The organism is Mumia sp. zg.B17, assembly GCF_019550915.1.
GTDB lineage: Bacteria > Actinomycetota > Actinomycetes > Propionibacteriales > Nocardioidaceae > Mumia.
On sequence record NZ_JAHWCI010000005.1, the window covers coordinates 30118 to 54937 of the forward strand.

The 24820-nt window shown below is 70.1% G+C and carries 24 protein-coding genes; 10 read left to right on the forward strand and 14 right to left on the reverse strand.

Features of this window, described 5'->3' with window-relative positions; all coding sequences use genetic code 11:
• Both KV097_RS05775 and KV097_RS05780 read right to left on the reverse strand, forming a co-directional pair.
• Entirely contained in the window at window positions 1-2526 is a 2526-nt protein-coding gene (locus KV097_RS05775) for a DNA translocase FtsK (protein WP_220365345.1), read from the reverse strand.
• 139 nt (window positions 2527-2665) lie between these two features.
• A complete protein-coding gene (locus KV097_RS05780; RefSeq protein WP_220365614.1) occupies window positions 2666-3088 on the reverse strand; it encodes an Hsp20/alpha crystallin family protein in 423 nt (140 codons plus the stop codon).
• 105 nt (window positions 3089-3193) lie between these two features.
• Here KV097_RS05780 and KV097_RS05785 point away from each other — a divergent pair, with 105 nt between their 5' ends.
• Complete coding sequence (locus tag KV097_RS05785) at window positions 3194-3493, forward strand: MerR family transcriptional regulator (protein ID WP_220341360.1); 300 nt, start codon at window positions 3194-3196, stop codon at window positions 3491-3493.
• A 96-nt stretch (window positions 3494-3589) separates the two neighbouring features.
• The gene (locus tag KV097_RS05790; RefSeq protein WP_220365346.1) at window positions 3590-5197 is read left to right on the forward strand and encodes a hypothetical protein; all 1608 of its coding nucleotides are present in this window, start codon (window positions 3590-3592) and stop codon (window positions 5195-5197) included.
• Window positions 5198-5339: 142 nt separating this feature from the next.
• Here the strand turns inward: KV097_RS05790 and KV097_RS05795 are convergent, their stop codons facing one another.
• From KV097_RS05795 to KV097_RS05810, 4 genes are all read right to left on the reverse strand, one after another.
• Window positions 5340-7031, reverse strand: a complete 1692-nt coding sequence (locus tag KV097_RS05795) for a ribonuclease J (RefSeq protein WP_220341358.1) — start codon at window positions 7029-7031, stop codon at window positions 5340-5342.
• A 3-nt stretch (window positions 7032-7034) separates the two neighbouring features.
• Window positions 7035-7952 (reverse strand): 4-hydroxy-tetrahydrodipicolinate synthase, encoded by a 918-nt coding sequence (gene dapA, locus KV097_RS05800; RefSeq protein ID WP_220365347.1) that lies wholly within the window; start codon window positions 7950-7952, stop codon window positions 7035-7037.
• Between the two features lie 201 nt (window positions 7953-8153).
• Window positions 8154-8675, reverse strand: a complete 522-nt coding sequence (locus KV097_RS05805; RefSeq protein WP_220341356.1) for a dihydrofolate reductase — start codon at window positions 8673-8675, stop codon at window positions 8154-8156.
• Window positions 8672-9484 carry a thymidylate synthase gene (locus KV097_RS05810; RefSeq protein WP_220365348.1) on the reverse strand — a complete coding sequence of 271 codons (813 nt, stop codon included), beginning with the start codon at window positions 9482-9484 and terminating at the stop codon, window positions 8672-8674. Before KV097_RS05810 ends, KV097_RS05805 begins: the two co-directional genes overlap by 4 nt.
• A 39-nt stretch (window positions 9485-9523) precedes the next feature.
• On the opposite strand from KV097_RS05810, the gene KV097_RS05815 reads away from it, so the two are divergent.
• From KV097_RS05815 to KV097_RS05830, 4 genes are read left to right on the forward strand one after another with little or no spacing between them, the layout of a single operon-like run.
• Window positions 9524-10078, forward strand: a complete 555-nt coding sequence (locus KV097_RS05815) for a GNAT family N-acetyltransferase (protein WP_220346971.1) — start codon at window positions 9524-9526, stop codon at window positions 10076-10078.
• Window positions 10071-10715 carry a DUF2461 domain-containing protein gene (locus KV097_RS05820; RefSeq protein WP_220365349.1) on the forward strand — a complete coding sequence of 215 codons (645 nt, stop codon included), beginning with the start codon at window positions 10071-10073 and terminating at the stop codon, window positions 10713-10715. The genes KV097_RS05815 and KV097_RS05820 overlap by 8 nt, the downstream gene beginning before the upstream one ends.
• Window positions 10705-11478: an AzlC family ABC transporter permease gene (locus KV097_RS05825; RefSeq protein ID WP_220341352.1), complete on the forward strand. Its 774-nt coding sequence runs from the start codon at window positions 10705-10707 to the stop codon at window positions 11476-11478. Before KV097_RS05820 ends, KV097_RS05825 begins: the two co-directional genes overlap by 11 nt.
• Window positions 11475-11774 (forward strand): AzlD domain-containing protein, encoded by a 300-nt coding sequence (locus KV097_RS05830; protein WP_220341351.1) that lies wholly within the window; start codon window positions 11475-11477, stop codon window positions 11772-11774. The genes KV097_RS05825 and KV097_RS05830 overlap by 4 nt, the downstream gene beginning before the upstream one ends.
• Before the next feature lie 10 nt (window positions 11775-11784).
• On the opposite strand, the gene dapB is transcribed toward KV097_RS05830, so the two are convergent.
• Window positions 11785-12537, reverse strand: a complete 753-nt coding sequence (dapB, locus tag KV097_RS05835; protein ID WP_220365350.1) for a 4-hydroxy-tetrahydrodipicolinate reductase — start codon at window positions 12535-12537, stop codon at window positions 11785-11787.
• An 87-nt stretch (window positions 12538-12624) separates the two neighbouring features.
• Between dapB and KV097_RS05840 the strand changes: the two genes are divergently transcribed.
• Together KV097_RS05840 and KV097_RS05845 are read left to right on the forward strand one after the other, a co-directional pair.
• Window positions 12625-13656, forward strand: a complete 1032-nt coding sequence (locus KV097_RS05840) for an NYN domain-containing protein (RefSeq protein ID WP_220341349.1) — start codon at window positions 12625-12627, stop codon at window positions 13654-13656.
• Between the two features lie 166 nt (window positions 13657-13822).
• On the forward strand, window positions 13823-14026 hold the full coding sequence (locus tag KV097_RS05845; RefSeq protein WP_220341348.1) for a cold-shock protein: 204 nt from the start codon (window positions 13823-13825) through the stop codon (window positions 14024-14026).
• Window positions 14027-14122: 96 nt separating this feature from the next.
• Here KV097_RS05845 and KV097_RS05850 read toward each other — a convergent pair whose 3' ends face one another.
• From KV097_RS05850 to KV097_RS05860, 3 genes are all read right to left on the reverse strand, one after another.
• The gene (locus KV097_RS05850) at window positions 14123-14440 is read right to left on the reverse strand and encodes a hypothetical protein (RefSeq protein ID WP_220341347.1); all 318 of its coding nucleotides are present in this window, start codon (window positions 14438-14440) and stop codon (window positions 14123-14125) included.
• A gap of 98 nt (window positions 14441-14538) precedes the next feature.
• The gene (gene kynU, locus KV097_RS05855) at window positions 14539-15756 is read right to left on the reverse strand and encodes a kynureninase (protein WP_220365351.1); all 1218 of its coding nucleotides are present in this window, start codon (window positions 15754-15756) and stop codon (window positions 14539-14541) included.
• A complete protein-coding gene (locus KV097_RS05860) occupies window positions 15753-18461 on the reverse strand; it encodes an HAD-IC family P-type ATPase (protein WP_220365352.1) in 2709 nt (902 codons plus the stop codon). The genes kynU and KV097_RS05860 overlap by 4 nt, the downstream gene beginning before the upstream one ends.
• Before the next feature lie 65 nt (window positions 18462-18526).
• Between KV097_RS05860 and KV097_RS05865 the strand changes: the two genes are divergently transcribed.
• A complete protein-coding gene (locus KV097_RS05865) occupies window positions 18527-18937 on the forward strand; it encodes a TIGR03667 family PPOX class F420-dependent oxidoreductase (RefSeq protein ID WP_220341344.1) in 411 nt (136 codons plus the stop codon).
• A gap of 35 nt (window positions 18938-18972) precedes the next feature.
• On the opposite strand, the gene KV097_RS05870 is transcribed toward KV097_RS05865, so the two are convergent.
• The 3 genes from KV097_RS05870 to rpsO form a co-directional block, all read right to left on the reverse strand.
• Window positions 18973-20295: a pitrilysin family protein gene (locus tag KV097_RS05870; RefSeq protein ID WP_220346964.1), complete on the reverse strand. Its 1323-nt coding sequence runs from the start codon at window positions 20293-20295 to the stop codon at window positions 18973-18975.
• Window positions 20292-22535, reverse strand: coding sequence for a polyribonucleotide nucleotidyltransferase (locus KV097_RS05875; protein WP_220341342.1), 2244 nt, complete (start codon window positions 22533-22535; stop codon window positions 20292-20294). The genes KV097_RS05870 and KV097_RS05875 overlap by 4 nt, the downstream gene beginning before the upstream one ends.
• A gap of 291 nt (window positions 22536-22826) precedes the next feature.
• The gene (gene rpsO / locus KV097_RS05880; protein ID WP_220342470.1) at window positions 22827-23090 is read right to left on the reverse strand and encodes a 30S ribosomal protein S15; all 264 of its coding nucleotides are present in this window, start codon (window positions 23088-23090) and stop codon (window positions 22827-22829) included.
• Window positions 23091-23314: 224 nt separating this feature from the next.
• On the opposite strand from rpsO, the gene KV097_RS05885 reads away from it, so the two are divergent.
• Window positions 23315-23521 carry a hypothetical protein gene (locus KV097_RS05885; protein WP_220341341.1) on the forward strand — a complete coding sequence of 69 codons (207 nt, stop codon included), beginning with the start codon at window positions 23315-23317 and terminating at the stop codon, window positions 23519-23521.
• Between the two features lie 9 nt (window positions 23522-23530).
• On the opposite strand, the gene KV097_RS05890 is transcribed toward KV097_RS05885, so the two are convergent.
• Window positions 23531-24820, reverse strand: coding sequence for a glutaminase (locus tag KV097_RS05890; RefSeq protein ID WP_220365353.1), 1290 nt, complete (start codon window positions 24818-24820; stop codon window positions 23531-23533).

Genomic DNA, 24820 nt, shown 5'->3' on the forward strand with positions numbered 1-24820 from the left:
TCACTCCCCTCGCAACGTCTCCAGGACCTCGTCGAGGTCGTCGGGCTTGATCAGCACGTCACGTGCCTTCGATCCTTCGCTCGGCCCGACGACGCCGCGGGACTCGAGGATGTCCATCAGGCGACCCGCCTTCGCGAATCCGACGCGCAGCTTGCGCTGGAGCATCGACGTCGACCCGAACTGGGTGTTGACGACCAGCTCGACAGCCTGCAGCACGAGCTCCAGGTCGTCGCCGATGTCGTCGTCGATCTCGCGCTTGCTGGCCTGGGGCGCGGTCACGTCCTCGCGGTAGACCGGCTGGAGCTGCTCCTTGCAGTGCTGGACGACCTCGTGGATCTCCTTCTCGGTGATCCAGGCGCCCTGCATGCGGACCGCCTTGTTGGCGCCCATCGGGAGGAACAGCCCGTCACCGCCGCCGACCAGCTTCTCCGCGCCGGGCTGGTCGAGGATCACACGGCTGTCACCGAGCGAGGAGGTCGCGAACGCCAGTCTGCTGGGCACGTTGGCCTTGATCAGACCGGTGACGACGTCGACCGAGGGCCGCTGGGTGGCGAGCACGAGGTGGATGCCGGCGGCGCGGGCGAGCTGGGTGATGCGGACGATCGAGTCCTCGACGTCGCGCGGGGCGACCATCATGAGGTCGGCGAGCTCGTCGACGACGACGAGGAGGTACGGATAGGGAGCCAGCTTGCGCTCGCTGCCCGGCGGCACCTTGACCGTGCCGGCGCGGACGGCCTTGTTGAAGTCGTCGATGTGCCGGAACCCGAAGTTGGCGAGGTCGTCGTAGCGCATGTCCATCTCGCGCACGACCCACTGCAGCGCCTCCGCCGCCTTCTTCGGGTTGGTGATGATCTGCGTGATGAGGTGCGGGATGCCCTCGTACGCGGTGAGCTCGACGCGCTTGGGGTCGACGAGGATCATCCGGACCTCGTCGGGGGTCGCCCGCATCAGCACCGAGGAGATCATCGAGTTGATGAAGCTCGACTTGCCCGAGCCTGTGGCACCGGCCACCAGGAGGTGCGGCATCTTGGCCATGTTGGCGACGACGAAGCCACCCTCGACGTCCTTGCCGAGCCCGACGACCATCGGGTGATGGTCGCTGCGCGCCCGGTTGGAGCGCAGCACGTCTCCGAGGGAGACGGTCTCCTTGTCGGTGTTGGGGATCTCGATGCCGATCGCGGACTTGCCCGGGATCGGCGAGAGGATCCGCACCTCGTTGGAGGCGACGGCATAGGAGATGTTCTTGGCGAGCGCCGTGATCTTCTCGACCTTGACGCCCTGGCCGAGCTCGATCTCGTAGCGCGTGACGGTCGGACCACGCGTGTAGCCGGTGACCTCCGCATCGACACTGAACTCTTCGAGCACGGTGGTCAGCCGTGCCACCACAGCGTCGGAGGCGGCGGTGCGCGCCTTGTGCGGGGTGCCCTCGCGCAGCATGTCGTTGGCGGGGAGCGTGTAGACGATGTCGCCCGAGAGCGCGAGCTGCTCAGCGCGCGCCGGCAGAGGCGTCATGGGCGGGAGCTCGACAGGCTCGTCGTCCTTGACGGCGGCCGCCGGGGTGACGGAGACGGTGTCGTCGTCCTCGGGCGACTTCTGCACCTTGCCCTTGCGGGTCGGCGTCGCGACCGTCGGCTCGTCGCCGGGCCCGCCGACCAGCGGGTTGTCGTACGGGACGTCGCTGCCGGGGCCACCCCTCGAGGGTCGCCTCCGACCCGACTGGGCAGCGGCCGCGTCCTCGTCCCCGTCGGCCGCGTCGTGCTTGGCACCGATGAGGAGGTCGCGCGCCGAGCGGAGGCGCTCGGGGATCCGGTAGACCGGGGTGCCGGTGATGACCAGCAGGCCGAAGAACGTGAGGAGGACCAGCAGCGGGACGGTCACGTACGGCGTGCGCAGCAGGTCGTCGAGGAGCTTGGAGACGCCGTAGCCGATCGCGCCGCCGGCATCGCGGATCCCCGCCCCGTCACCTTCCGACGGCGCAGGGATGCCGTTGGCGATGGAGACGATGCCGAGGATTCCACCCGACAACGACGCCCACCCGATGATCTGACGTCCGGGCGGCCCGTTGGCCTCCGGGTTGCGCATCGTGCGTCCACCGGCGACGAAGAGCGCCAGCGGCACGGTCCAGGCGAGCAGGCCGACGCTGTTGGAGACCGCCTCGCCGACCGCCTTGGTCAACGGGCTGTCGACCTGGAACCACACAGCGCCGACGACGACGACGCCGGCGCCGATGAGGACGAGCCCGACACCGTCACGACGGTGCTCCGGCTCGAGGTCACGAGCAGCGTGCCCGACGCTCCGCACGATCGCGCCGAGCATGCGGGCCAGGCCCATCCAGAGCGCCGCGATCCCCCTCCCGAGCGCGCTGAGGGCACGCAGGACCGGACCAGGACCCGAACGCGGCGGCGGAGCGGGACGACGCCTGGTCGTACCCTGCCCACGCTGCTGCGGACGACGGCCCTGGCCACCGGACGACCGCGAGTTCTTTTTGGACGACCCTCGCGGTGGGGAAGACGTACGGCTCGCCATGGGGGCGACTCTAAGCCTGAGAGCCGCACCCGTCCGGTAGCCCACGCCGTGCGACGGGCTGCTCGTCGCGGGCCCACCTCGTCGTCGTGCGGACGCGCCGGGGCGAGGGCCCGCAGTGGGCCCCCGCCCCCGCGCTCGCTCAGGCGCTGATCGCGCGGCTGGTGTCCTCGCCGTGCTGGATCTCGACCTTGCGCGGCTTCGCCTTCTCCGCGACAGGGATCGTCACCCGCAGCACCCCGTCGGCATAGCGCGCCTCGACGCGCTCGGTGTCGAGCGTGTCGCCGAGGATGAGCTGCCGGCTGAACACACCGCGCGGACGCTCGGCCGCGATCAGCTCCTCGACGCCCTCGCGGGCCGGACGGTCGGCGCGGACCGTCAGGACGTTGCGCTCGACGGCGATGTCGATCGAGCCCGGGTCGACGCCCGGCAGGTCGAGCTCGACGACGAACGAGTCGCCCTCGCGCCACGCATCCATCGGCATCCCGGCCGGACGAGCGGCGGTCCCGAAGACCTGCTGAGTCAGACGGTCGAGCTCACGGAACGGATCGGTGCGCATGAGCATGATCATCACCTCCACAGAACCTTTCATGCCTCACGCATGACCTATATTGGCTGTTACACTTTTTATATACCGCAGAGTTGAAGACGATGCAAGAGGGGTCGACAGATGACTGGTCGAGCGCGGGACCGCGCGGTCTACGCGATCTCGGTCGCCGCCGAGCTCGCGGGCACAGCCGCCCAGAACCTCCGCGTCTACGAGCGCGAAGGTCTGGTCGCACCGGCCCGGACCAGCGGCGGCACGCGTCGCTACAGCGACGACGACGTCGTACGGCTCCGGCGGATCGTGGCGCTGCTCGACTCGGGGCTCAACCTCGCGGGCATCACCATGGTCCTCGAGCTGGAGGACGAGAACGCCCGCCTGCGCGCCGACCGCGACGTCGAGCAGGATGCCGGTCGCGACGGCTGAGCGGGCCAGATCATCTCGGGACGGTGGCGGTCTCCGTCCGTCCATCCGCTGCTGCGAAGATGACCGGCGAATCGTCCCACAGCGGAAGAGGCACACGTGAGTCGTCGCGACGCCGACAAGAAGAATGGCCCGCGAGCGTATGCGCGTGCACGTCTCGACAAGCGCAGAGGCAAGGAGACCGGCCTCCGCCTTCCGGTGACCACGGCGCTGCTGATCGTCTACGCGGTTCTCGCGCTGATCGGCCTCGCGCTGCTGTTCATCGCCCCGTACTGGTTCGGGTTCCTGCGCGGCGTCGCCTACAACGCCGCCGCGCCGGTGACGCTCACCGCGGTGCTCCTGGTCCTGCTGGCGCTCGTCACCGACCTGCGCGGGAGGCGGATGGTCGTGCTCGTGATCGCGTTGACGGTCGGATGGGTGGCCTTCGGGGTCTACTCGACGCTGACCGTCGGATGGCACGCAGCGAAGGGCGTGTACGAGGCGTCCGTCGTGGAGACCGACGACCCTCAGGGCGGGTACGAGGTTCGTGAGCCGTACGAGGTGGCGAGGTCGAACGTCTCACAAGGCATCGGTGACGTGATCGCGTCCGACCGCGCCACCGCGATCAAGCACGTCGACGGAGAGTGGACGGCGATCGTCCCCCGCAAGGGATGGAACAAGGGGTACGCGAAGGTCGTCTCCCGCGACACCGACGGCGAGTACACGTCGTGCGCCTTCGACGACGAGCACTCGGGGGTCAAGTTCGGCGGGAAGTTCAGCCACAACCTCGGCCGCGCGATCACCGGGCAGGTCATCGACACCTGGGGCCGTTTCGCCCCCGTCGTGTGGGACGAGTCCGACATGTTCGGGCTGTGCGACGGCGACGGAGCCAGGATCGTCGTGCCCCTCACGCGGTGGAGCGGTCACTGGGCGTCGCACCAGGTCCCCGCCGGCGTCGCGATCGTCGAGACCGACGGGAGCGTCCGTGTCGACAAGACCGCGAAGGGGATCGACGGGCCGGTCTATCCGATCTCGCTCGCTGCCGAGCAGCGCGAGTCGACACGAGCCGCTGGGTCGTTCTGGGACTACGTCAGGCACCGCTCCGGGTACGCCGACAGCGACGCCGTCGGCGAGGCGGGGGCCGCCAACACCGGTGAGTTCGCCCTCGTCCGCGCCAAGGGCGGGATGGACTACGTGACGCCGTTGACCCGTGCATCGAGCGACCGTTCCGGGTCTCAGTCGATCGTCGGAGTCTCCACGATCGCGGCGGACAGGACCGAGCCGGGCAGACTCGCCACGCTGACCGTCCACAAGGTCCCGGCGGAGTCGGGCCTGCGCGGCCGGATCTCGAAGACGCTGACCAACTTCCAGAACGTCTCCGTCCTCGCGACCCGCAAGGCCACGATGCTCGAGGTCGTCCCCACGAGCGCCGACATGTGGGTGGCCACGCTCGGGATGGAGGCGGCCGACGTGATCTCTCCCGCGTACCGGATCGAGATCCCCAGCGAGGGTGAAGCGTGCCTGAAGGCGCTCGACGGCCGCACCATCCAGTGCGGCGCGCAGGCCGGGGTCGACGGCAACGGAGCCGGGCCGGTCCTCGCTCCGTCGGACGGCGCCGACCCGAGCGGTGGTGCCCTCGCTGATCGCAGCGACGCGGAGCTGCTCAAGGACCTCGCCGACATCACCGCCGAGCTCCAACGTCGCGAACAGGCAGGTCCGGCCGACTGACCGCCTGGCGAGCCTGCGGCCGGCCAGTGCGAAGCGGGGAGAACTCACCCCCTGGGTGGCCCCAGGGTCCGACCGGACGGCTCGGACGACCTCACGGGCGGCGGACAACCGCCGCCGCCACGAGAGGCCGCCGAGACGTCTCTCAGGCCTCGAGGACGACGGGCACGATCATCGGGCGCCGGCGGTGCGCTCCCGAGACCCAGCGGCCCACCGTACGGCGGATGATCTGCTGGAGCTGGTGCGTGTCGTACGTGCCGTCGCTGACGGCGTCGGCCAGCGCCTGCTCGATCCGGGGCACGATCTCGGTGAAGATCGAATCGTCCTCGGCGAAGCCGCGAGCCTGGATCTCCGGACCGCTGACGACCTTGCCGCTCGAGGAGTCGATGACCACGATGACCGAGACGAAGCCCTCCTCGCCGAGGATCCGCCGGTCCTTGAGCTCGGACTCGGTGATGTCTCCGACCGACGAGCCGTCGACGTAGACGTAGCCGCAGTCGACCTTCCCGGTGACCTTGGCGCGACCGTCGACGAGGTCCACCACGAACCCGTCCTCGGCGATGACGACGCGGTCGTGCTCGACCCCCGTCGCCCGCGCCAGCGCCGCGTTGGCGTGCAGGTGACGCATCTCGCCGTGGACCGGCATGACGTTGCTCGGCTTGACGATGTTGTAGCAGTAGAGGAGCTCGCCCGCCGACGCATGGCCGGAGACGTGGACCAGGGCGTTGCCCTTGTGCACCACGCGCGCCCCCAGCCGGATGAGGCCGTCGATGACGCGGTAGACGGCGTTCTCGTTGCCGGGGATCAGCGAGCTCGCCAGCACCACCGTGTCACCGGGCTCGATGCGGACGGAGTCGTGCGAGTTGGCCGCGATCCGCGACAGCGCCGCCATCGGCTCGCCCTGCGACCCGGTCGACACGAGGACGAGCTCCTCGGGCCGGTAGTCGGAGATCTTGCGGCCGTCGACGATCACGCCGTCGGGGACGTGGAGATAGCCGAGGTCGCGCGCGATCTGCATGTTGCGGATCATCGAGCGGCCGATGTAGGCGACCTTGCGGCCGTGCTTGACCGCGGCGTCGAGGATCTGCTGGACGCGGTGCACGTGCGAGGCGAAGCAGGCTGTGATGATGCGCTGCTGGCTCTGCGCGAAGACGCGGTCGAGCACCGGCGAGATGTCACGCTCGGTCGTCGTGAAGCCCGGGACGTCGGCGTTGGTGGAGTCGGTGAGGAAGAGGTCGACCCCGGCCTCCCCCAGCCGCGCGAACGCCCGCAGGTCGGTGATGCGGCCGTCGAGCGGAAGCTGGTCCATCTTGAAGTCGCCGGTGTGGATGACCAGGCCGGCCTCGGTACGGATCGCGACGGCGAGAGCGTCCGGGATCGAGTGGTTGACCGCGATGAACTCCAGGTCGAACGGCGCCAGCGACAGGGTGTCGTCCTCGGCCACGACGTACTTCGGCACGTCCTTGAGACGGTGCTCGCGGAGCTTCGAGTCGACCAGGGCGAGCGTCAGGCGCGATCCGACGAGCGGGATGTCGCCGCGCTCGCGCAGGAGGTACGGGACGCCACCGATGTGGTCCTCGTGACCGTGGGTCAAGACGATCGCGACGATGTCGTCCAGACGGTGCCGGATCGGCGAGAAGTCGGGCAGGATCAGGTCGACACCTGGCTGGTGGTCCTCGGGGAAGAGGACGCCGCAGTCCACGATGAGGAGCTTGCCGGCGTGCTCGAAGACGGTCATGTTGCGACCGATCTCGCCGAGACCGCCGAGCGCGATGATGCGCAGCCCGTCGGCGGGGAGCTCCGGCGGTGCGCCGAGCTCGGGATGAGGATGGCTCATTTATCAGTCCTTCAGCAGGGAGGCGTCACGCAGCACGCGTGCCAGCTCGGCCACCTGCTCGTCAGTCGCGTCCACGTAGGGCGAACGCGTAGTCCGGTCGTCGATCACACCCAGCAGCTGCAACGCTGCCTTGGACATGATCGCGCCTTGGGAGCTTGGCGGCATGACAGCGGCCACCACGTCGAGCAGCTGCTCGTTGATCGCACGGGCGTCACGGAGGCGGCCGTCGTCGACCGCGCGCACCATCGCGGCGTACTCCGCCGCGGCGACGTGGCTGACCACCGACACCAGGCCGGCGGCGCCGGTGACGAGCCATGCGAGGTTGAGTGCGTCGTCGCCCGAATAGAGCGCGAGCCCGGTGTCACGCATCACGGCAGCACCGCCGGCGAGGTCGCCGACGGCGTCCTTCACGGCCACGATCGCCTCGTGCTGGGCGACCTCGGCGTAGGTCTCGGTGGAGATGCGGACGACCGAGCGGCTGGGGATGTCGTACAGCATCACAGGCACGCCGCCGCCGGCGTCGGCGACGGTCGTGAAGTGGCGGACGAGCCCGGCCTGCGGCGGCTTGTTGTAGTACGGCGAGACGAGAAGCATCCCGTGAGCACCTGCGGCCGCGGCCTGGCGGGCGAGGCGGGCCGACGCGCGGGTGTCGTTGTTGCCCACGCCGGCGACGACCGACGCACGGTCTCCTACGGCCTCGAGGACCGCCGTCAGGAGCTGACCGTCCTCTTCCGGGTTGGTCGTGGGTGACTCGCCGGTGGTGCCGCTGACCACGAGACCGTCGGAGCCCTGGTCGACGAGGTACGAGGCCAGCTTGGCGGCGGCGTCGAGGTCGAGGGCGCCGTCGGGGGCGAACGGAGTCACCATGGCCGTCAGCACCCGGCCGAACGGGGCCGCAGGAGAAGCGAGCGGTGAGGTCATGTGGACCACGCTACCGCCTGGGTGGCGCTGTGCTCCCGGCGCCACACACCGAGCGCCGCACCGGCCGCCGGCTCCGGAAGCGGACATGGAATGTCCCGATCCTGTCCGTTCGGGGGCCCGGACAGGACCGGGACACTGGGGAGATCGTCGAAGCCCTCGTCGGTGTTACACCTGATCGGGAACTGTCTCGTGTGATCTGGGTCACACCCGCTCGTACGTCACGATCCGGTAGCCCTCGTAGGGCACGGTCTGGGCCTCGCGCCACTGCGACCAGTCGACCTCGGGGAACCAGGCATCGCCAGGCGGGGCGGCGTCGACGTGCGTGAGGACCATGCGATCTGCTCTCGAGAGGGACTGCGCGTAGAGCTGCTCCCCTCCGATGACGAAGACCTCGTCGTCCAGCTCGGATGCCAGGTCGAGTGCGCCGTCCACGTCGTGGCTGACGACGACCTCGTCCGGTCCCTTCCAGCCCGTGCGCCGCGTCACCACGACGGAGGTGCGGTGCGGGAGCGGCCGCCCGATCGAGTCCCACGTCTTGCGACCCATCACCAGGACGTGGCCGGTGGTGAGCGCCTTGAACTGAGCGAGATCACCGGTCGGGGGCCACGGCAGACCACCGTCTCGACCGATCACGCCGTTGGTCCCGACGGCGGCGACGAGCGTGATGCGGGCACGGTGGCCGCCGCGCCCTGTGTCGTCGTCGCTGCCCGGATCGAGCGTCATACGGCGATGGGGGCCTTGATGGCCGGGTGGGGGTCGTAGCCGGTGACCGTGACCGCGTCGAGGGTGAAGCCGTCGATCGAGGTGACGCCCGGGTCGAGCTCGAGCTGCGGCAGCGGGCGCGGCTCGCGCATGAGCTGCTCACGCGCCTGGTCGAGGTGGTTGACGTAGAGGTGCGCGTCACCCAGCGTGTGGACGAAGTCGCCCACCTCGAGGCCGGTCACCTGGGCGACCATGTGCGTGAGGAGCGCGTACGAGGCGATGTTGAAGGGCACTCCGAGGAAGACGTCGCCGGATCGCTGGTAGAGCTGGCACGACAGACGGCCCGGGCCCCCGTCGGCCCCAGGCGCGACGTAGAACTGGAACATCGTGTGGCACGGCGCCAGCGCCATGTCGGGGAGGTCGGAGACGTTCCAGGCGCTCACGATGTGGCGGCGCGAGTCGGGGTCGCCCACGATGGCGTCGACCACGCCCTGGAGCTGGTCGACGTGGCGGCCGTCGGGCGTCGGCCAGGACCGCCACTGGTAGCCGTAGATCGGGCCCAGCTCACCCTGCTCGTCAGCCCACTCGTCCCAGATCGAGACGCCGTTCTCTTTGAGGTAGGCGGTGTTGGTGCTGCCGGCGATGAACCACAGCAGCTCGGCGACCACCGACCTCACGTGCACCTTCTTGGTGGTGACCAGGGGGAACCCCTCACGCAGGTCGAACCGCATCTGGTGACCGAACACGCTGAGCGTGCCGGTGCCGGTGCGGTCGTCCTTGCGGACGCCGTCGTCGAGGATCCGCTGGACGAGGTCGAGGTAGGCGCGCACGTGGTCACGCTACGGCACCGACCTGACACAATCGCAGGCGTGACCACTGCCGACACCAGCGTCCGGATCGCGTGGAGCGCCGACGCCGACGCCATCGCGACGCTCCAGGCCGCGGCGTGGCGCGAGCGCTACGCCGACGTGCTGCCTCCCGAGCTCCTCGAGCAGGTCGTGCCCGAGCTCTTCGCCGAGAAGTGGGCCGCCTCCCTGGACCGTCCCGGCGACGCACGCAACCGGGTCCTCGTCGCCCTGGAGCACAGCACCGTCCGCGGGTTCACCGTGACGGGCCCTTCGACCGACGACGACGCCGACCCGGTCGCCGACGGCGAGGTGAGCGAGCTGACGGTCTCGCCCGACCACCGGCGTACCGGTCACGCCTCCCGGCTCCTCCAGGCGGCGGCCGACACCCTTCGGGCCGACCGGTTCACCCGGGCGACCATGTGGCTCGACGCCCGCGACGACGCCCTGCGCGCCTTCGTCGCGAGCACGGGGTGGGCTCCCGACGGCGCTCACCGTGAGGTCGACCCCGTCGGCGACGGCAGCGTCCGGCTCAAGCAGGTGAGGCTCCACACCACCCTCGGGGGTGACGGTGACTGACAGCGACCACGGCCCGGTCGGGTTCTCCGTCGCGGCGGCCGACTTCTACGAAGACCTCGAGAACGACAACTCGCGCACCTTCTGGACCGCCCGCAAGGACGACTACGAGACGCTCGTACGGCGTCCCATGCTGGCCCTCACGGCGGTGCTGGCCGACGAGTTCGGCCCCGCGAAGGTGTTCCGCCCCTATCGCGACGTCCGCTTCAGTGCCGACAAGACGCCGTACAAGACTCACCAGGGCGCGTTCGTCTCGACGTCGCCGGCCACCGGCTACTACGTCCAGATCGACGCCTCCGGCGTCAGGGTGGGCGCCGGCTGGTACGACGCCACGGCGGACCGCAAGCACCGGTTCCGCCAGGCGGTGGACGACCCACGCAGGGGCTCCGCGCTCGAGCGGCTGATCGACTCGCTGGTCGCGAAGGGTTTCGAGGTCGGTGGTGACCGGGTCAAGACCCGGCCGCGAGGCTGGCCGGCGGACCATCCGCGCATCGATCTCCTGCGCCACAACACGCTGACGCTCATGCGCTGGTACGGCACACCGGGCTGGATGGAGACTCCCGGGCTCGCCACCCGGGTGGCCGACGACTGGCGCACGCTCACCCCTCTCCTCGACTGGCACGCGCAGCATGTCGGCTGAGGTCCCCGCTCCCAGCGACCGCAGCGTCGTCGTCGACTCCCTCGGTGTCGGCCTCGCCACCGGTGTGTACGGCATCTCCTTCGGCGCCATCGGCACCGCATCAGGGCTGACCGTGGCCCAGACCTGCGTGCTGTCGCTGCTGATGTTCAGCGGAGCCTCCCAGTTCGCGTTCGCCGGCGTGGTCGCCGCCGGCGGGAACCCGGTCACGGGAGGGGTCACCGCCTTCCTCCTCGGCAGCCGCAACACGTTCTACGGGCTGGGTCTCGCACCGCGGCTGCGCGTGCGCGGCTGGCGGCGGCTGGTGACCGCACAGCTGGTCATCGACGAGTCGACCGCGATGGGGGTCGCGCGCGAGACCGACCGGCACGCCCGCATCGGGTTCTACGTCACGGGCACGTCGATCTTCGTGCTGTGGAACCTCATGACGTTCCTCGGGGCCCTGGCCGGCAACGCGCTCGGCGACCCCCGCACGTACGGGCTCGACGCCGCGGTCGCCGCTGCGTTCCTGGCGCTGCTGTGGCCCCGGCTCACCGCCTGGCCCCAACGGCTGGTCGCGGCGGTGGGAGCGCTGGTGGCGATCGGGACGGTGCCGCTGACGCCGGCGGGGGCGCCGATCATCGTCGGCGGTGCAGTCGCCGTGCTCGTCGGTCTGTGGCTCACCCGCCGCACCAGCGAGGCCGAGGTCGCCGACGCTCTCGAGCACGCGGACGACCCGCACGAGCACCGTCACCACCGTGACGAGCCCGAGGAGGGCACGTCGTGATCTGGTGGGCCGTGATCGTCGCGTCGCTCGCCTGCTACGCGCTCAAGCTGGCCGGCCTGTCGGTGCCCGACCGTGTCCTCGAGCGGCCGCTGACGGTGCGGGTCGCGGCGCTGATCCCCGTGGGGCTCCTCGGCGCCCTCGTCGCGGTCCAGGCGTTCGCCGACGGTCAGGCCCTCGTGCTCGACGCCCGCGTCGCCGGTGTCGGCGTCGCGGTGGGGCTGCTCCTGCTCCGGGCGCCGTTCCTCGTCGTCGTCGCCGGTGCGGCGCTCACCGCCGCTCTCGTCAGGCTGATCTGAGCAGCAGCGCTCACTCGAGTCCGAGCACTCCGTCCAGACCGACCGTCAGCCCCGGGCGGTCCACCACGCCACGCACTCCCGCCACCACGCCGGGCATGAACGACTCACGGTGGACGGAGTCGTGCCGGATCGTCAACGTCTCGCCGGCGTCACCGAGCACGACCTCCTGGTGCGCGACCAGGCCACGGGCACGGACGGCGTGGACGTGGATCCCGTCGACGACGGCTCCCCGGGCTCCGAGGGGGTCGGAGGTCGTCGCGTCCGGCACCGGGGGCGTCCCGGCCTCCGCCCGCGCCGCGGCGATCAGCTCCGCCGTCCTGGTCGCGGTGCCAGAAGGTGCGTCGACCTTGTTCGGGTGGTGCAGCTCGACGATCTCGACCGACTCGAAGTAGGGCGCGGCGACGCGGGCGAACCGCATCATCAGCACCGCACCGATCGAGAAGTTGGGCACGATGAGCACGCCGACTCCGGGTGACGCCTCGACAAGGTCGCGGACCTCGGCGATCCGGGCGTCGTCGAAGCCCGACGTGCCGACGACCGCGTGGATCCCGTGGCCGACGCAGAACCGCAGGTTGTCCATCACGACGTCGGGGCTGGTGAAGTCCACCGCGACGGTCGCACCGGCCTCGACGAGCTGCTCGAGGGGCTCGTCGGCGTCGATCCTCGCCACCACCGAGATGCCGTCCGCCGCCTCGAGTGCATGCACCGACTCCGACCCCATCCGCCCCTGCGCGCCCAGCACCCCGACCGTGATCTCACTCATGTGCCGATCCTCTCATCGTCCGCACGGCGGCAGCGTCCGGCAGACTGTGTACGAGACGCACCCGCGTCACCGACAGAAAGAGCAGGCATGCCTGAACCGGGCGCAACCCGCGTCGCCGTCTACATCGACTTCGACAACATCGTCATCTCCCGGTACGACCAGGTGAACGGACGCAACCAGTTCCAGCGCGACAAGGCGCGGGCGTTCTCGACCAACGAGACCGCCGCCGACAGTGAGGTCACCGAGAAGCTGGCACGGGCGACCGTCGACGTCGGCGCCATCATCGACTTCGCGTCGTCGTTCGGCACGCTGGTCCTCACACGGGCCTACGCCGACTGGTCGGCGCCGGTCAACGCGGAGTACCGCGGGCAGCTCGTGAGCCGCGCCGTGGACCTGGTCCAGCTCTTCCCGGCAGCGGCCTACGGCAAGAACGGTGCTGACATCCGCCTGGCGGTCGACGCCGTGGAGGACATGTTCCGTCTGCCCGACCTCACGCACGTCGTGATCGTCGCCGGCGACTCCGACTACATCGCGCTCGCGCAGCGGTGCAAGCGGCTGGGCCGCTACGTCGTCGGTGTCGGGGTGGCCGGCTCGACGAGCAAGTCGCTCGCCGCGGCGTGCGACGAGATGGTGACGTACGACTCACTTCCCGGTGTCGAGGCCCCTCCCCCGGCGCCGGACAAGCCTGCGCGGGGCTCCACCCGCAAGCGCACCTCCAAGTCCGCCCAGACGGCATCGGCCGAGCCCGCCACCGAGGAGCCCAGCGCACCTGCCGCCAAGAAGGCCCCGCTCAAGGCGGCCGCACGATCCACGGTGCCCCTCTTCGCCGAGCCGGGATCGGACGACGCCGTCGAGACCGAGCCCGAGGACGCCCAGGACCTGGCGACACGTCTCCTCGAGCGCGCGCTGCGTCTTGGCCACGAGAAGGACGACGCTGACTGGCTCCACAGCTCCGCGGTCAAGAGCCAGATGAAGCGGATGGATCCGTCCTTCAACGAGAAGTCCCTGGGCTACCGCTCCTTCTCCGACTTCGTCAAGTCGCGCGACGGTGTGGCCGAGATGGACGAGAGCAGCACCGCCCGTCTCATCCGACTTCACCCGGCCAGGACGGGGCGGTGACACCACCGGTTAACCAGGAGGTGATAGCGTCGGAGATGTTGCATGACGTCATTGCCGCAGATTCGAATCTGGACCTCGCTCGCGAGGAACGTTCTTTCCCAGGTTGATGTGCTCGCGACACCAGTCGCTCGCTAACACAGCGTGCGCACGACCGAAGGAGAGAAACATGGCTACAGGTACCGTCAAGTGGTTCAACGCCGACAAGGGCTTCGGCTTCATCGCCCCCGACGGCGGCGGCGAGGACGTGTTCGCGCACTTCAGCGCGATCGCTGCTTCGGGCTTCCGCTCGCTCGAGGAGAACCAGAAGGTCGAGTTCGACGTCGAGCAGGGCCCCAAGGGTCTGCAGGCCGCCAACATCCGGCCGCTCTGACACCCGACTGAATCGGGTCTCGAACCCGCAGAACCCCCGCTCCCTCTCTGGGTGCGGGGGTTCTGCACGTCCGGCCGCCGAAGCGGCCGGGGCGCGTCAGCGTCCGACGGTCAGCGGGACCGCGTCGGGATCGACCGAAGCGATGATGCTGCGGACCTGATCGGTGTCGGCCTCGAGGTGGGAGACCTCGAAGTTGCCGACGGGCTCGCGACGGGAGCCGATCCAGCAGTCGACCCCGGCCTCGCGCAGAGCGGCCAGGATCGGCGCACAGGTGCGGCCCGGTCCGGGGCACCACGCGAAGACGCGCGGACGCTCGGGCCGGTCGTGGCTCAGGCCCATCCGGCTCAGGTCTCGCTGGGGGCGGCGGCTGCGTCCGGGTGTGGTCGTCGCAGCAGGTTCGGGTTGGTCGCTCACGAGGCACCAGCTCTCGGTCGGCCGGCGGCGTGCTCGGGGGCGAGCTCGTCGAACCGGTGACTCCAGACTACGCCACCGAGCGGGGTGGCTCCGACCGCTCAGAGGGCCCCGACGATCTCGCGGGTGATGTCCATCGCCGTCCAGAGCTCGGCGTAGGAGGTGGTGAGCGGCGAGAGACCGAGCCTGATCATGTCGGGGTTCCGGAAGTCCGGGATGACGGCGGCCGCGTACATCGAGGCAGCGACCTCACGAGCCTGGGGACCCTGCACCGTGACATGGGCCCCGCGCCGCGCCGGGTCACGTGGTGACGCGACGACGAAGCCGTGCGGGACGAGCCACGCGTCGGCGAGCTCGACGCACATCTGCGTGAGGGCGACCGCCTTCGTGCGGAGAGCGTCGATCCCCGCCTCGGCGACCAGCGAGACCGACGCGTCGACGGCGGCGATGCCAGGGACGTACGCGGTGCCGGACAGCATCGCCCGGATCGACCGGTCGGGATCGTACGTCGGTCCCATCGCGAAGCGGTCCGCGGTGCTCCACCACCCGGTGATCGGCTGCCGCACGGTCCCCAGGTGCCGCTGCGCGACGTAGAGGAAGGCAGGCGCGCCCGGTCCGGCATTGAGGTACTTGTACGTGCAACCGACGGCCAGGTCCACCCCCGCCTCGTCCAGCTCGATCGGGACGACGCCCGCGGAGTGACACAGGTCCCAGATCGCCAGCGCGCCGACCTCGTGGACCAGCGCCGTGGTCGCCGGCAGGTCGAGGAGCGCGCCCGAGCGGTAGTCGACGTGGCTCAGCAGCACCAGCGCCGTACGGTCGGAGAGCACCGCTCGCAGCTCGTCCTCGGTGACACCCTCGACCACGTCGGGGGACAGCCATCGCACGGTCATCCCGCGCGAGGCCGCCACGGAGTCGACGAGATAGCGGTCGGTGGGGAAGTCCACGTCTGCGGCGACGATCTCGTCGCGGTCCGGCCTCAGGTCGCAGCCGGCGTGGAGCACCTTGAAGAGGTTGACCGACGTCGACTCGGCGATCACGGTCTGTCCGGGGGCGGCCCCGAGGCACGCCGCCGCCAGGCGGTCGCCGACCTGCTCAGGAAGCTCCAGCCACCCCTCCTCCCAGCTCCGGATCAGGCGCTCGCCCCACTGGCGGTGCAGGACGTCCTCCACGCGCTGGAGGGTCCGCCGCGGTGGTCGACCGAGCGAGTTGCCGTCGAGGTAGGCGACCGGGTCCTCGGCGAGGAGGAACTCCTCGCGGAATCGCGACAGCGGGTCGGCCGCGTCCAGCGCGACCGCGTCGTCGTAGGAGGGGATCATCCGCCGATCTCACCATGGACGCCTCGCCAGCGGTCCACCGCCTTGCCGACCTCCACGAGGAGGAACACCGCGATCGCCAGCGCCGCGGTGTAGCCCCACACGTCGAGACCGATCGGTGCCGACTCGAACCAGGTGTTCATGAACGGCAGATAGACGAAGCCGATCTGGGCGAGGACCATCGCCGCGGAGGAGATCCAGACGGCGGGGTTTCCGCGCAGCGCCCTCGTCGTCAGGCTCGAGGCGTCGAGGTAGCGGCTGTTGAACAGGTACGCGAGCTGGCCGAGAGCCAACATCGTGACGGCCGCCGTCCTGGCCTCGTCCAGCGACAGCCCGGCGTCGTAGGTGGTGGTGAACACGAGCAGCGCTGCTCCGCCGATGAGGACCGACACGACCGCGATCCGCCAGCCGTAGGCGAGGTCGACGACCGAGGCACCCGGGTCGCGCGGACGCCGGTCCATGATCCCGGGCTCCGCCTTCTCGTAGGCGAGGGCCAACGACAGGGTCACGGCGGTCACCATGTTGATCCACAGGACCTGCACCGGCTCGAGAGGCAGGGTCATGCCGAAGACGACGGCCACCAGCATCACGAGGGCCTGCGCCCCGTTGGTCGGCAGGAGGAACAGCACCGACTTGCGGACGTTGTCGTAGATCCGCCGGCCCTCCTCGACCGCCTTCTCGATGGTCGCGAAGTTGTCGTCGGCCAGGACGACGTCGGCCGCCTCCTTCGTCGCCTCCGTCCCCTTGATCCCCATCGCCACCCCGACGTCGGCCTGGGTGAGCGCAGGGGCGTCGTTGACACCGTCACCGGTCATGGCGACGACCTCGCGGTGGTGCTGGAGGGCGGAGACGATCCGGATCTTGTGCTCCGGGCTCGTCCGCGCATAGATGTCGACCTCCAGCACGGCCTCCCGCAGCTGCGTGGTGCTCATCGCCTCGAGCTCGGCGCCGGTCAGGACACCGACCCCCTCACCCTCCACGATGCCCATCTCGCGCCCGATGGCGAGCGCCGTACCCGCGTGGTCACCGGTGATCATCTTGACCCGGATCCCGGCACGGTGGCACTTCTCGATCGCGGCGACGGCCTCCGGGCGTGGCGGGTCGACGATCCCGACCAGGCCGACCACCTCCAAGCCCTGGCTGACGTCCTCGTCGCTCAGGGCCTCCTCGCCGGGCCGAGGCGCGCCGACCGCCGCAGCCAGGACCCGCAGACCTTGGCTGCCCAGGTCCTCGATCCGCTCCGACCACCACTCGCGGTCGAGGGGCTCGGTCGACCCGTCTGCGCCACGCTGGGAACCACAGCGGTCGAGGATACGGTCGGGTGCACCCTTGACCGACACCTGCAGACTGCCGTCAGCCGCTCGGTCGAGCGTCGCCATGTACTTGGTCTGGGAGTCGAAGGGCACCACGTCGAGGCGCCTGCCGCCCGGGTCGTCGAAGGACGCCTTGAGAGCCAGCGTCCGCAGCGCACCGTCCGTCGGGACCCCGACGAGCGTCCAGTCGTCCCCGTCGCGGCGAACGACGGCGTCGTTGCAGCGCGCCATCACGGTCACCAGCTCGGCGAGGTCGGGGCGTTCCTCGCACCGCACGGGCGCGCCGCCGTCACGGATCTCGCCGTCCGGGGCGTACCCGATGCCGGTGACCTCGTACGCCGCCGCGCGCGTCACCACGGTGCGGGCCGTCATCTCGTTCTTGGTGAGCGTGCCGGTCTTGTCGGAGCAGATCGTCGTCACCGAGCCGAGCGCCTCGACGGCCGGAAGCTTGCGGGTGATCGCCCGCTCCCGCGCCATCTGCTGGACGCCGAGGGCGAGGATGATGGTGACCAGCGCGGGGAGACCCTCCGGGACGGCCGCGACCGCGAACCCGATCGTCGCCGACACGAGCTCGGGGATGTCGAAGTCGTGCACGAGGCGGCCGACGAGCACCATCACGACCGCCATGACGGCGATCAGGAGCGCCAACGCCTTGCCGAACGCGTCGAGCTGGCGACTCAGCGGGGTCTCGAGCGGCTCGACCTCGTCGACGAGGGTCTGGATCCTGCCGACCTCGGTGCTCTGACCGGTCGCCGTCACGACCCCGAGCCCGCTCCCCTGCGTCACGAGCGTCCCGGAGAAGACCATGTCGGCGCGGTCCCCCACCCCTGCATCCGCGGCCACGACGTCGACGTCCTTGCTGGAGGGCACGGACTCGCCGGTGAGCGCGGACTCCTCGACCTGGAGGTTCGAGGCCGCCAGGAGCCGCAGGTCGGCGGGGACCTTGTCGCCGCCCCGGAGGCGTACGACGTCGCCGGGGGCGAGCGCTTCGGCGTCCACACGACGCCAGCCACCGTCACGGCGTACGTCGGCCTGCACGCTCAGCATCGTGCGGATGCCGGCCAAGGCCTTCTCGGCCCGGCCTTCCTGGATCAGGCCGATCGCGGCGTTGATGACCGCGACCGCCAGGATCACCGTGAAGTCGACCCAGTCCTCCAGGACGGCCTTCGCTGCCGCGGACGCCAGGAGGATGTAGATCAACGTGTCCTCGAACTGAGCGACCACCCGCTTCCACCACGGGGTCGGCTCGGGCGGCGGCAGACGGTTGGGACCCACGTCGGCGAGCCGGCGTTCGGCCTCGGCGTCGGTCAGCCCGTCACGCGACGTCCCCAGGCGCTCCAGGACCTCGTCGACGGGAGTGGCCCAGACCGGCGGTTGATCGGTGACCTCGTCCATGGGTCCATCGAACCGTGGCTGGTCTTGCGCCGCACCCGCGGGTCCCCTTCGCGTTACGGTGAACCATGAGCGTCGCTCCCACGATCCCCGCCGCGGTCGCCGAACGCCTGGCCGAGGACCTCGTCGTCTGGCTGACGACCGTGAACGCGGCCGGGGAGCCGACACCCACACCCGTCTGGTTCGTCTGGCACGACGGCGCGCTGTGGATCCGGAGCCGGCCCGAGGGCGCCAAGATCGCGCACCTCGCCGCCAATCCGCACGTCGCGCTCAACCTCAACAGCGACCGCGCAGGCAACGACGTCGTCGTCCTCAACGGGACGGCGACCATCGAGGAGACCATGCCGGACGAGACGTGGGCCGCCTACACCGGCAAGTACGGCAACCAGATCTCCGGGCTCGGCTCCACGGCGGAGTCCTTCGCGGAGTCCTACTCGACCACGCTGCGCGTCGCGGTCGGGCGGGTACGCAGCTGGTAGCAGGGCACGCCTGACGCTGCGGTGGCCGCGCCAGGTCAGTCCAGGTCGTCCAGCGACTCGAACGGGCCGACCACCGCGAGGGCGGGTTTGCCGGCGAACATCCGGGCCACCTCGCGCGCGTCGTCGAGCGTCACGGCGTCGATGCTGGCGAGCAGGTCGTCGATGCCGGCCAGCTCGCCGTGGAGGAGGTCGGCCTTGGCGATGCGGCTCATCCGCGAGGCGGGGTCCTCGAGCCCGAGCACCACGCTCCCCTTGAGCTGTCCCTTGCCGCGCTCGAGCTCCTCGGCGGTCGGTCCGCGCTCGGCGAACGTGCCGAGCTCGTCGCGGACGACCTTGAGCACGTCGCCGAGCTTGCCCGGCGCGCACCCCGCGTAGACGCCGAGCATGCCGGCGTCGGCATAGCTGGCGCCGAACGAGTAGACCGAGTACGCGAGGCCGCGCTTCTCGCGGATCTCTTGGAACAGGCGGGAGGACATGCCCCCTCCGAGCACCGCGTTGACCACGCCGAGAGCGTGCCGGCGGTCGTCTCCGCGCTGCACGCCGGGCAGCGCCGCGACGACGTTGGCCTGCTCGGTCGGCCGGGCCACGAGGCCGCGAGCGCGCCGGAACCGCGTACGGCCGCCGCCCCTGCGGACGGCGGCGGGACCGGCGTCACCGGCGATGGCGAGCACCCGGCCGAACGCCTGCGCGACCTGCTCGACGACCCGCTCGTGGTCGACGTTGCCGGCGACGGAGACCACCATCGCCGACGGCACGTAGCGGCGGCGGTAGTAACGCAGGATCTGCGGGCGTGTCAGCTCGCGGATCGTGCCGGGGTCACCGGCGACCGGGCGACCGAGCGGCGTGGGTCCCCAGGCGAGCGACGTCGCCAGGTTGTGGACGACGTCGTCCGGGTCGTCCTCGTTCATGGCGATCTCTTCGAGGATGACGTCGCGCTCAGCCTCGACGTCCTCGGTGGTGATGAGCGAGTCGGTCACCATGTCGGCGAGCACGTCGACGGCCAGCGGCAGATCGTCGTCGAGGACGCGTGCGTGGTAGCACGTGTACTCCTTGCCGGTGAAGGCGTTCATCTCTCCACCGACCGCGTCGAGGGCGGCGGAGATGTCCAGGGCCGAGCGCGTGCTCGTCCCCTTGAAGAGCAGGTGCTCCAGGAAGTGCGACGCACCGGACAGGGTCGGGGCCTCGTCGCGAGACCCGACCCCGACCCAGATGCCGATGGTGGCCGTCCGCACGCCCGGCATGGCCTCGGTCACCACACGCAGCCCACCCTTGAGGACCGTCCGGCGGACGAGTCCGCCTTCGGTCAGGAGGGTGCGTGTGGTGCCCGGGCTCTGGTCCGGGTCGAGCAGGACGGTCACGAAGCGCTGTCGGCCTTCGCGGCGGTGTCCGCGCCCTCGGCGGGAGCCTCGTCCGCGGACGAGCCCTCCACGACGGGGATCAGCGACAGCTTGCCGCGGTCGTCGATCTCGGCGATGGAGACCATGACCTTCTGGCCGACCTTGACGACGTCGTCGACGTTCTCGACACGCTTGCCGTCGTTGAGGTCACGCAGCTTGCTGATGTGCAGCAGGCCGTCCTTGCCCGGCATCAGCGAGACGAACGCACCGAAGTTGGTCGTCTTGACGACCGTGCCGAGGTAGCGCTCGCCGATCTCGGGCATCGTCGGGTTGGCGATGGCGTTGATCGCCGCACGGGCGGCCTCTGCTGCCTCGCCCGACTCTGCGCCGACGTAGACGGTGCCGTCGTCCTCGAGCGTGATCTGCGCACCCGTGTCGTCCTGGATCTGGTTGATGACCTTGCCCTTGGGGCCGATCACCTCACCGATCTTGTCGACCGGGATGTGGATCGTGATGATCCGCGGCGCGTAGAGCGACATCTCGTCCGGAGTCGAGATGGCCTCGTTCATGACGTCGAGGATCGTGAACCGCGCGTCGCGAGCCTGGGTCAGCGCACCTGCGAGCACCGACGCCGGGATCCCGTCGAGCTTGGTGTCGAGCTGCAGGGCGGTGACGAACTCGCGCGTGCCGGCGACCTTGAAGTCCATGTCGCCGTAGGCATCCTCGGCGCCGAGGATGTCGGTCAGCGTGACGAACTCCGTCTTGCCGTCGACCTCGCCCGAGATCAGACCCATCGCGATGCCCGCGACCGGGGCGCGCAGCGGCACACCGGCGTTGAGCAGCGCCATCGTCGAGGCGCAGACCGAGCCCATCGAGGTGGAGCCGTTGGAGCTGAGCGCCTCGGAGACCTGACGGATCGCGTAGGGGAACTCCTCGCGAGCCGGCAGCACCGGCATGAGCGCACGGCCGGCGAGGGCGCCGTGACCGACCTCGCGCCGCTTCGGCGAACCGACACGACCGGTCTCACCGGTCGAGTACGGCGGGAAGTTGTAGTTGTGCAGGTAGCGACGGGCGCGCTCGGGCGAGAGCGTGTCGAGCTTCTGCTCCATCGTCAGCATGTTGAGCGTCGTGACGCCGAGGATCTGCGTCTCGCCGCGCTCGAACAGCGCCGAGCCGTGGACGCGCGGGATCGTGCCGACCTCGGCGTGCAGCGTACGGATGTCGGCGAGTCCGCGACCGTCGATGCGGATCTTGTCGGTGAGCACGCGCTGGCGGACGAGCTTCTTGGTGACCGCACGGACAGCCGCGCCGAGCTCCTTCTCGCGACCCTCGAACTGCTCGCCGAGCTTGTCGAGGACGTCGGCCTTGATGGCGTCGAGACGCTCCTCGCGCTCCGCCTTGCCGGCGATGGTGAGCGCCTGACGCAGGTCCTCGGAGGCAGCCGCCTCGACCGCGTCGTAGGCGTCGTCCTGGTAGTCGAGGAAGACCGGGAACTCCTGCACCGGCTTGGCTGCCGACGCGGCGAGCGCGGCCTGCGCCTCGCACAGCGTGCGGATGAACGGCTTGGAAGCCTCGAGGCCCTCGGCCACGATCTCCTCGGTCGGCGCGGTGGCGCCGCCGCGGACGAGCTCCCACGTGACCTCGGTCGACTCGGCCTCGACCATCATGATCGCGACGTCGTCACCGGCGATGCGGCCCGCGACGACCATGTCGAACACGGCGTTCTCGAGCTCGGAGTGCTTCGGGAACGCGACCCACTGGCCGTCGATGAGCGCGACCCGCACGCCACCGATGGGGCCGGAGAACGGCAGGCCCGAGATCTGCGTCGAAGCCGACGCGGCGTTGATCGCGAGGACGTCGTAGGCGACGTCGGGGTTGAGTGCCATCACGGTGATGACGACCTGCACCTCGTTGCGCAGACCCTTCTTGAAGGTCGGGCGCAGCGGGCGGTCGATGAGGCGGCAGGTGAGGATCGCGTCCTCGCTCGGCCGTCCCTCACGCCGGAAGAACGAGCCGGGGATGCGACCCGCGGCGTACATGCGCTCCTCGACGTCGACCGTGAGCGGGAAGAAGTCGAAGTGGTCCTTCGGGTGCTTCCCAGCGGTCGTCGTCGACAGCAGCATCGTGTCGTCGTCGAGGAAGGCGGTGACAGCACCGCCGGCCTGGCGAGCCAGCACACCGGTCTCGAAGCGGATCTCCCGCTTGCCGAAGCGGCCGTTGTCGATGACAGCAGTGGTGGAGTGGATCTCGGGTCCCGTCATGGGTACCCCTTTCTCACGCGCATCCTGCGCGTGCGTCTCGCGGAGCAGTCACGCGAGCGGGCGTGCGCACCGTCTGGGTGCGCCATCGGCCCCGGGGGCGCCGGTCTTCGATCGAGGTCCGCGAAGTGCGGCGTACGAGGTGTCGTACAGCGCCATCCGCGGGCCACTACCGAGGACCGAGCGTCGCCCCGTGTGCTGCTCCGTCTGCTTGCGGTCGTGCGATGTGGAGTTGTGGTCAGGAACGATGAGACGAGCGGCCCGTCCTTGGCGGAGGGGCCGCTCGTCTCATGATCAACGGCGCAGGCCGAGGCGCTCGATGAGGCTTCGGTAGCGGGCGATGTCGTTCTTCTGGAGGTAGTTCAGGAGGCGGCGACGCTGGCCGACCATCAGCAGCAGGCCGCGCCGGCTGTGGTGGTCGTGCTTGTGCGTCTTGAGGTGCTCCGTCAGGTGCGCGATGCGCGCCGTCAGGAGAGCGACCTGGACCTCCGGAGAACCGGTGTCGCCCTCGGTCGTCGCGAACTCCGCGATGATGTCCTTGCGGTCGACGTCCTTGATCTCGGCAGGGGTGTACGTCTTGGTCGCGCTCACGCGGTCTCCTTTGGTCGTTGCACGGCGCGCCGGGGCATGTTCACCCGGGCACTCTGGATCCGTGGCCGATCTGACGGCAACGTCCAGCGTATCAGCGGCCGCGACCCATCCCCAATCCGGACGCCTGCCGGCAGTTGTGCTGTCGGCGGGGCTGACGCACCATCGGAGGTATCCGACGACGGAGGTGGCGCATGTCTGACTTCGAGAGCGAGTCCTACGATACCGAAGCCCCGCTCGACGACGACGGGCCGGAGGAGCGTCTGACACCGGACCCGGAGCTGGATCCCACGCCCCGGGTGGACGTCGACGAGGTCGACCCCGACGCGGATGCCGCCGAGGCCGACCAGGTGGAGCAGGCCTGGGAGGTCGCTCTCGACGACGACTTCGACCGGGGCTGACCGGTCGCGTCAGCGATCGTCGCCGACCCCGGCGACCTCGTCGAGGTCGGCGACGACGACGACCTGGCCGCCGTCTCCAGGGTCTGGGTCGGGAAGGATCGAGTCCGGGTCGACGAGGTATACATGACGACCCTCGAGCGTGAGCCGCCGCGCAACCTCCAGCAGCATGCGCCGGGCCACGTCGTCGATCGACGAGACCATGGTGAGGTCCAGTGCGACCCTCGACTCGGCACGTACGGTTTCGACGGCTTCTCGTACGACCCTCTCGGCCCCGGCGAAGCGGATCCCGCCCTGAAGCTGGAGAACCCGGACCGCATCCTGCCCGGCACCGACGACGTGGTTGGACCGTACGACCGCGCGAGCAGCGGGCGGAACCTCCATCAGATGCAGGCCCATGTCGGACGAGAACCGTTCGAACAGCGACACCCCGCGCACGCTGTTCCCGTGCGGGTCCAACCGGGGTGAGAACGTCGCGATGCCGATCTGACCAGGAAGGGCACCGATGAGCCCGCCCGCCACCCCGCTCTTCGCCGGGATGCCGACCTGGGTGGCCCAGTCACCGGCGGCGTCGTACATCCCGCAGGTGGACATGACGCTGAGGACCTGACGGACCACCGGCGAAGGCACGACCCGCTCCCCCGAGCTGGGGTTGACTCCCCCGTTGGCCAGGGTCGCGGCCATCACGGCGAGATCGCGGGCAGAGACCAGCAGGGAGCACTGGCGGGTGTAGCCCTCGACGACGGTGTGCGGATCATCGGTGAGGATGTCGTGGCTGCGGAGCATGTGCCCGATGGCCAGGTTGCGGTGCGCGTGCTCCATCTCCGACGCCCACACCGACTCGTCGGTCTCCAGCCGGCGGCCGGCGAACGCCGAGAGCCCGCTGACCACGCGCGCCATACGCCCCGCGGGGTCGGCTCCTTCGGGCCCGGTCAGTGAGTGAGCGGTGATCGCACCGGCATTGATCATGGGGTTGAGCGGACGCCCGGAGTCGGGTTCGAGGGAGATCTCGTTGAATGCCTCCCCGGATGGCTCGACGCCGACCTTGTCCAGGACCGCGTCGAAGCCTCGATCGGCGAGGGCCAGCGCGTAGACGAACGGCTTGGAGATCGATTGGATGGTGAACGGGGCGTCGACATCACCGGCGCCGTAGACCTCGCCGTCGACGGTGGCGAAGACCGCGGCGAGACACCGAGGGTCCGCCGTGGCGAGCTCGGGGATGTACCCGGCCGGCGCGCCGGACGTGTTCGAGACGACGTGAGAGAGCGCCTCAGCGAGGTAGTCGGGGATCGGTGACCGCAC

What these genes read in the sequence shown, in the direction of transcription:
- KV097_RS05775 (WP_220365345.1), bottom strand. Translation starts at nt 2,526, where the DNA reads ATGGCGAGCCGTACGTCTTCCCCACCGCGAGGGTCGTCCAAAAAGAAC.
- KV097_RS05875 (WP_220341342.1), bottom strand. Translation starts at nt 22,535, where the DNA reads ATGACGGGACCCGAGATCCACTCCACCACTGCTGTCATCGACAACGGC.
- dapA (WP_220365347.1), bottom strand. Translation starts at nt 7,952, where the DNA reads ATGACCTCACCGCTCGCTTCTCCTGCGGCCCCGTTCGGCCGGGTGCTG.
- KV097_RS05785 (WP_220341360.1), top strand. Translation starts at nt 3,194, where the DNA reads ATGACTGGTCGAGCGCGGGACCGCGCGGTCTACGCGATCTCGGTCGCC.
- KV097_RS05840 (WP_220341349.1), top strand. Translation starts at nt 12,625, where the DNA reads ATGCCTGAACCGGGCGCAACCCGCGTCGCCGTCTACATCGACTTCGAC.
- KV097_RS05825 (WP_220341352.1), top strand. Translation starts at nt 10,705, where the DNA reads ATGTCGGCTGAGGTCCCCGCTCCCAGCGACCGCAGCGTCGTCGTCGAC.
- KV097_RS05885 (WP_220341341.1), top strand. Translation starts at nt 23,315, where the DNA reads ATGTCTGACTTCGAGAGCGAGTCCTACGATACCGAAGCCCCGCTCGAC.
- KV097_RS05805 (WP_220341356.1), bottom strand. Translation starts at nt 8,675, where the DNA reads ATGACGCTCGATCCGGGCAGCGACGACGACACAGGGCGCGGCGGCCAC.
- KV097_RS05860 (WP_220365352.1), bottom strand. Translation starts at nt 18,461, where the DNA reads ATGGACGAGGTCACCGATCAACCGCCGGTCTGGGCCACTCCCGTCGAC.
- dapB (WP_220365350.1), bottom strand. Translation starts at nt 12,537, where the DNA reads ATGAGTGAGATCACGGTCGGGGTGCTGGGCGCGCAGGGGCGGATGGGG.
- kynU (WP_220365351.1), bottom strand. Translation starts at nt 15,756, where the DNA reads ATGATCCCCTCCTACGACGACGCGGTCGCGCTGGACGCGGCCGACCCG.
- KV097_RS05795 (WP_220341358.1), bottom strand. Translation starts at nt 7,031, where the DNA reads ATGAGCCATCCTCATCCCGAGCTCGGCGCACCGCCGGAGCTCCCCGCC.
- KV097_RS05780 (WP_220365614.1), bottom strand. Translation starts at nt 3,088, where the DNA reads ATGCTCATGCGCACCGATCCGTTCCGTGAGCTCGACCGTCTGACTCAG.
- KV097_RS05865 (WP_220341344.1), top strand. Translation starts at nt 18,527, where the DNA reads ATGAGCGTCGCTCCCACGATCCCCGCCGCGGTCGCCGAACGCCTGGCC.
- KV097_RS05845 (WP_220341348.1), top strand. Translation starts at nt 13,823, where the DNA reads ATGGCTACAGGTACCGTCAAGTGGTTCAACGCCGACAAGGGCTTCGGC.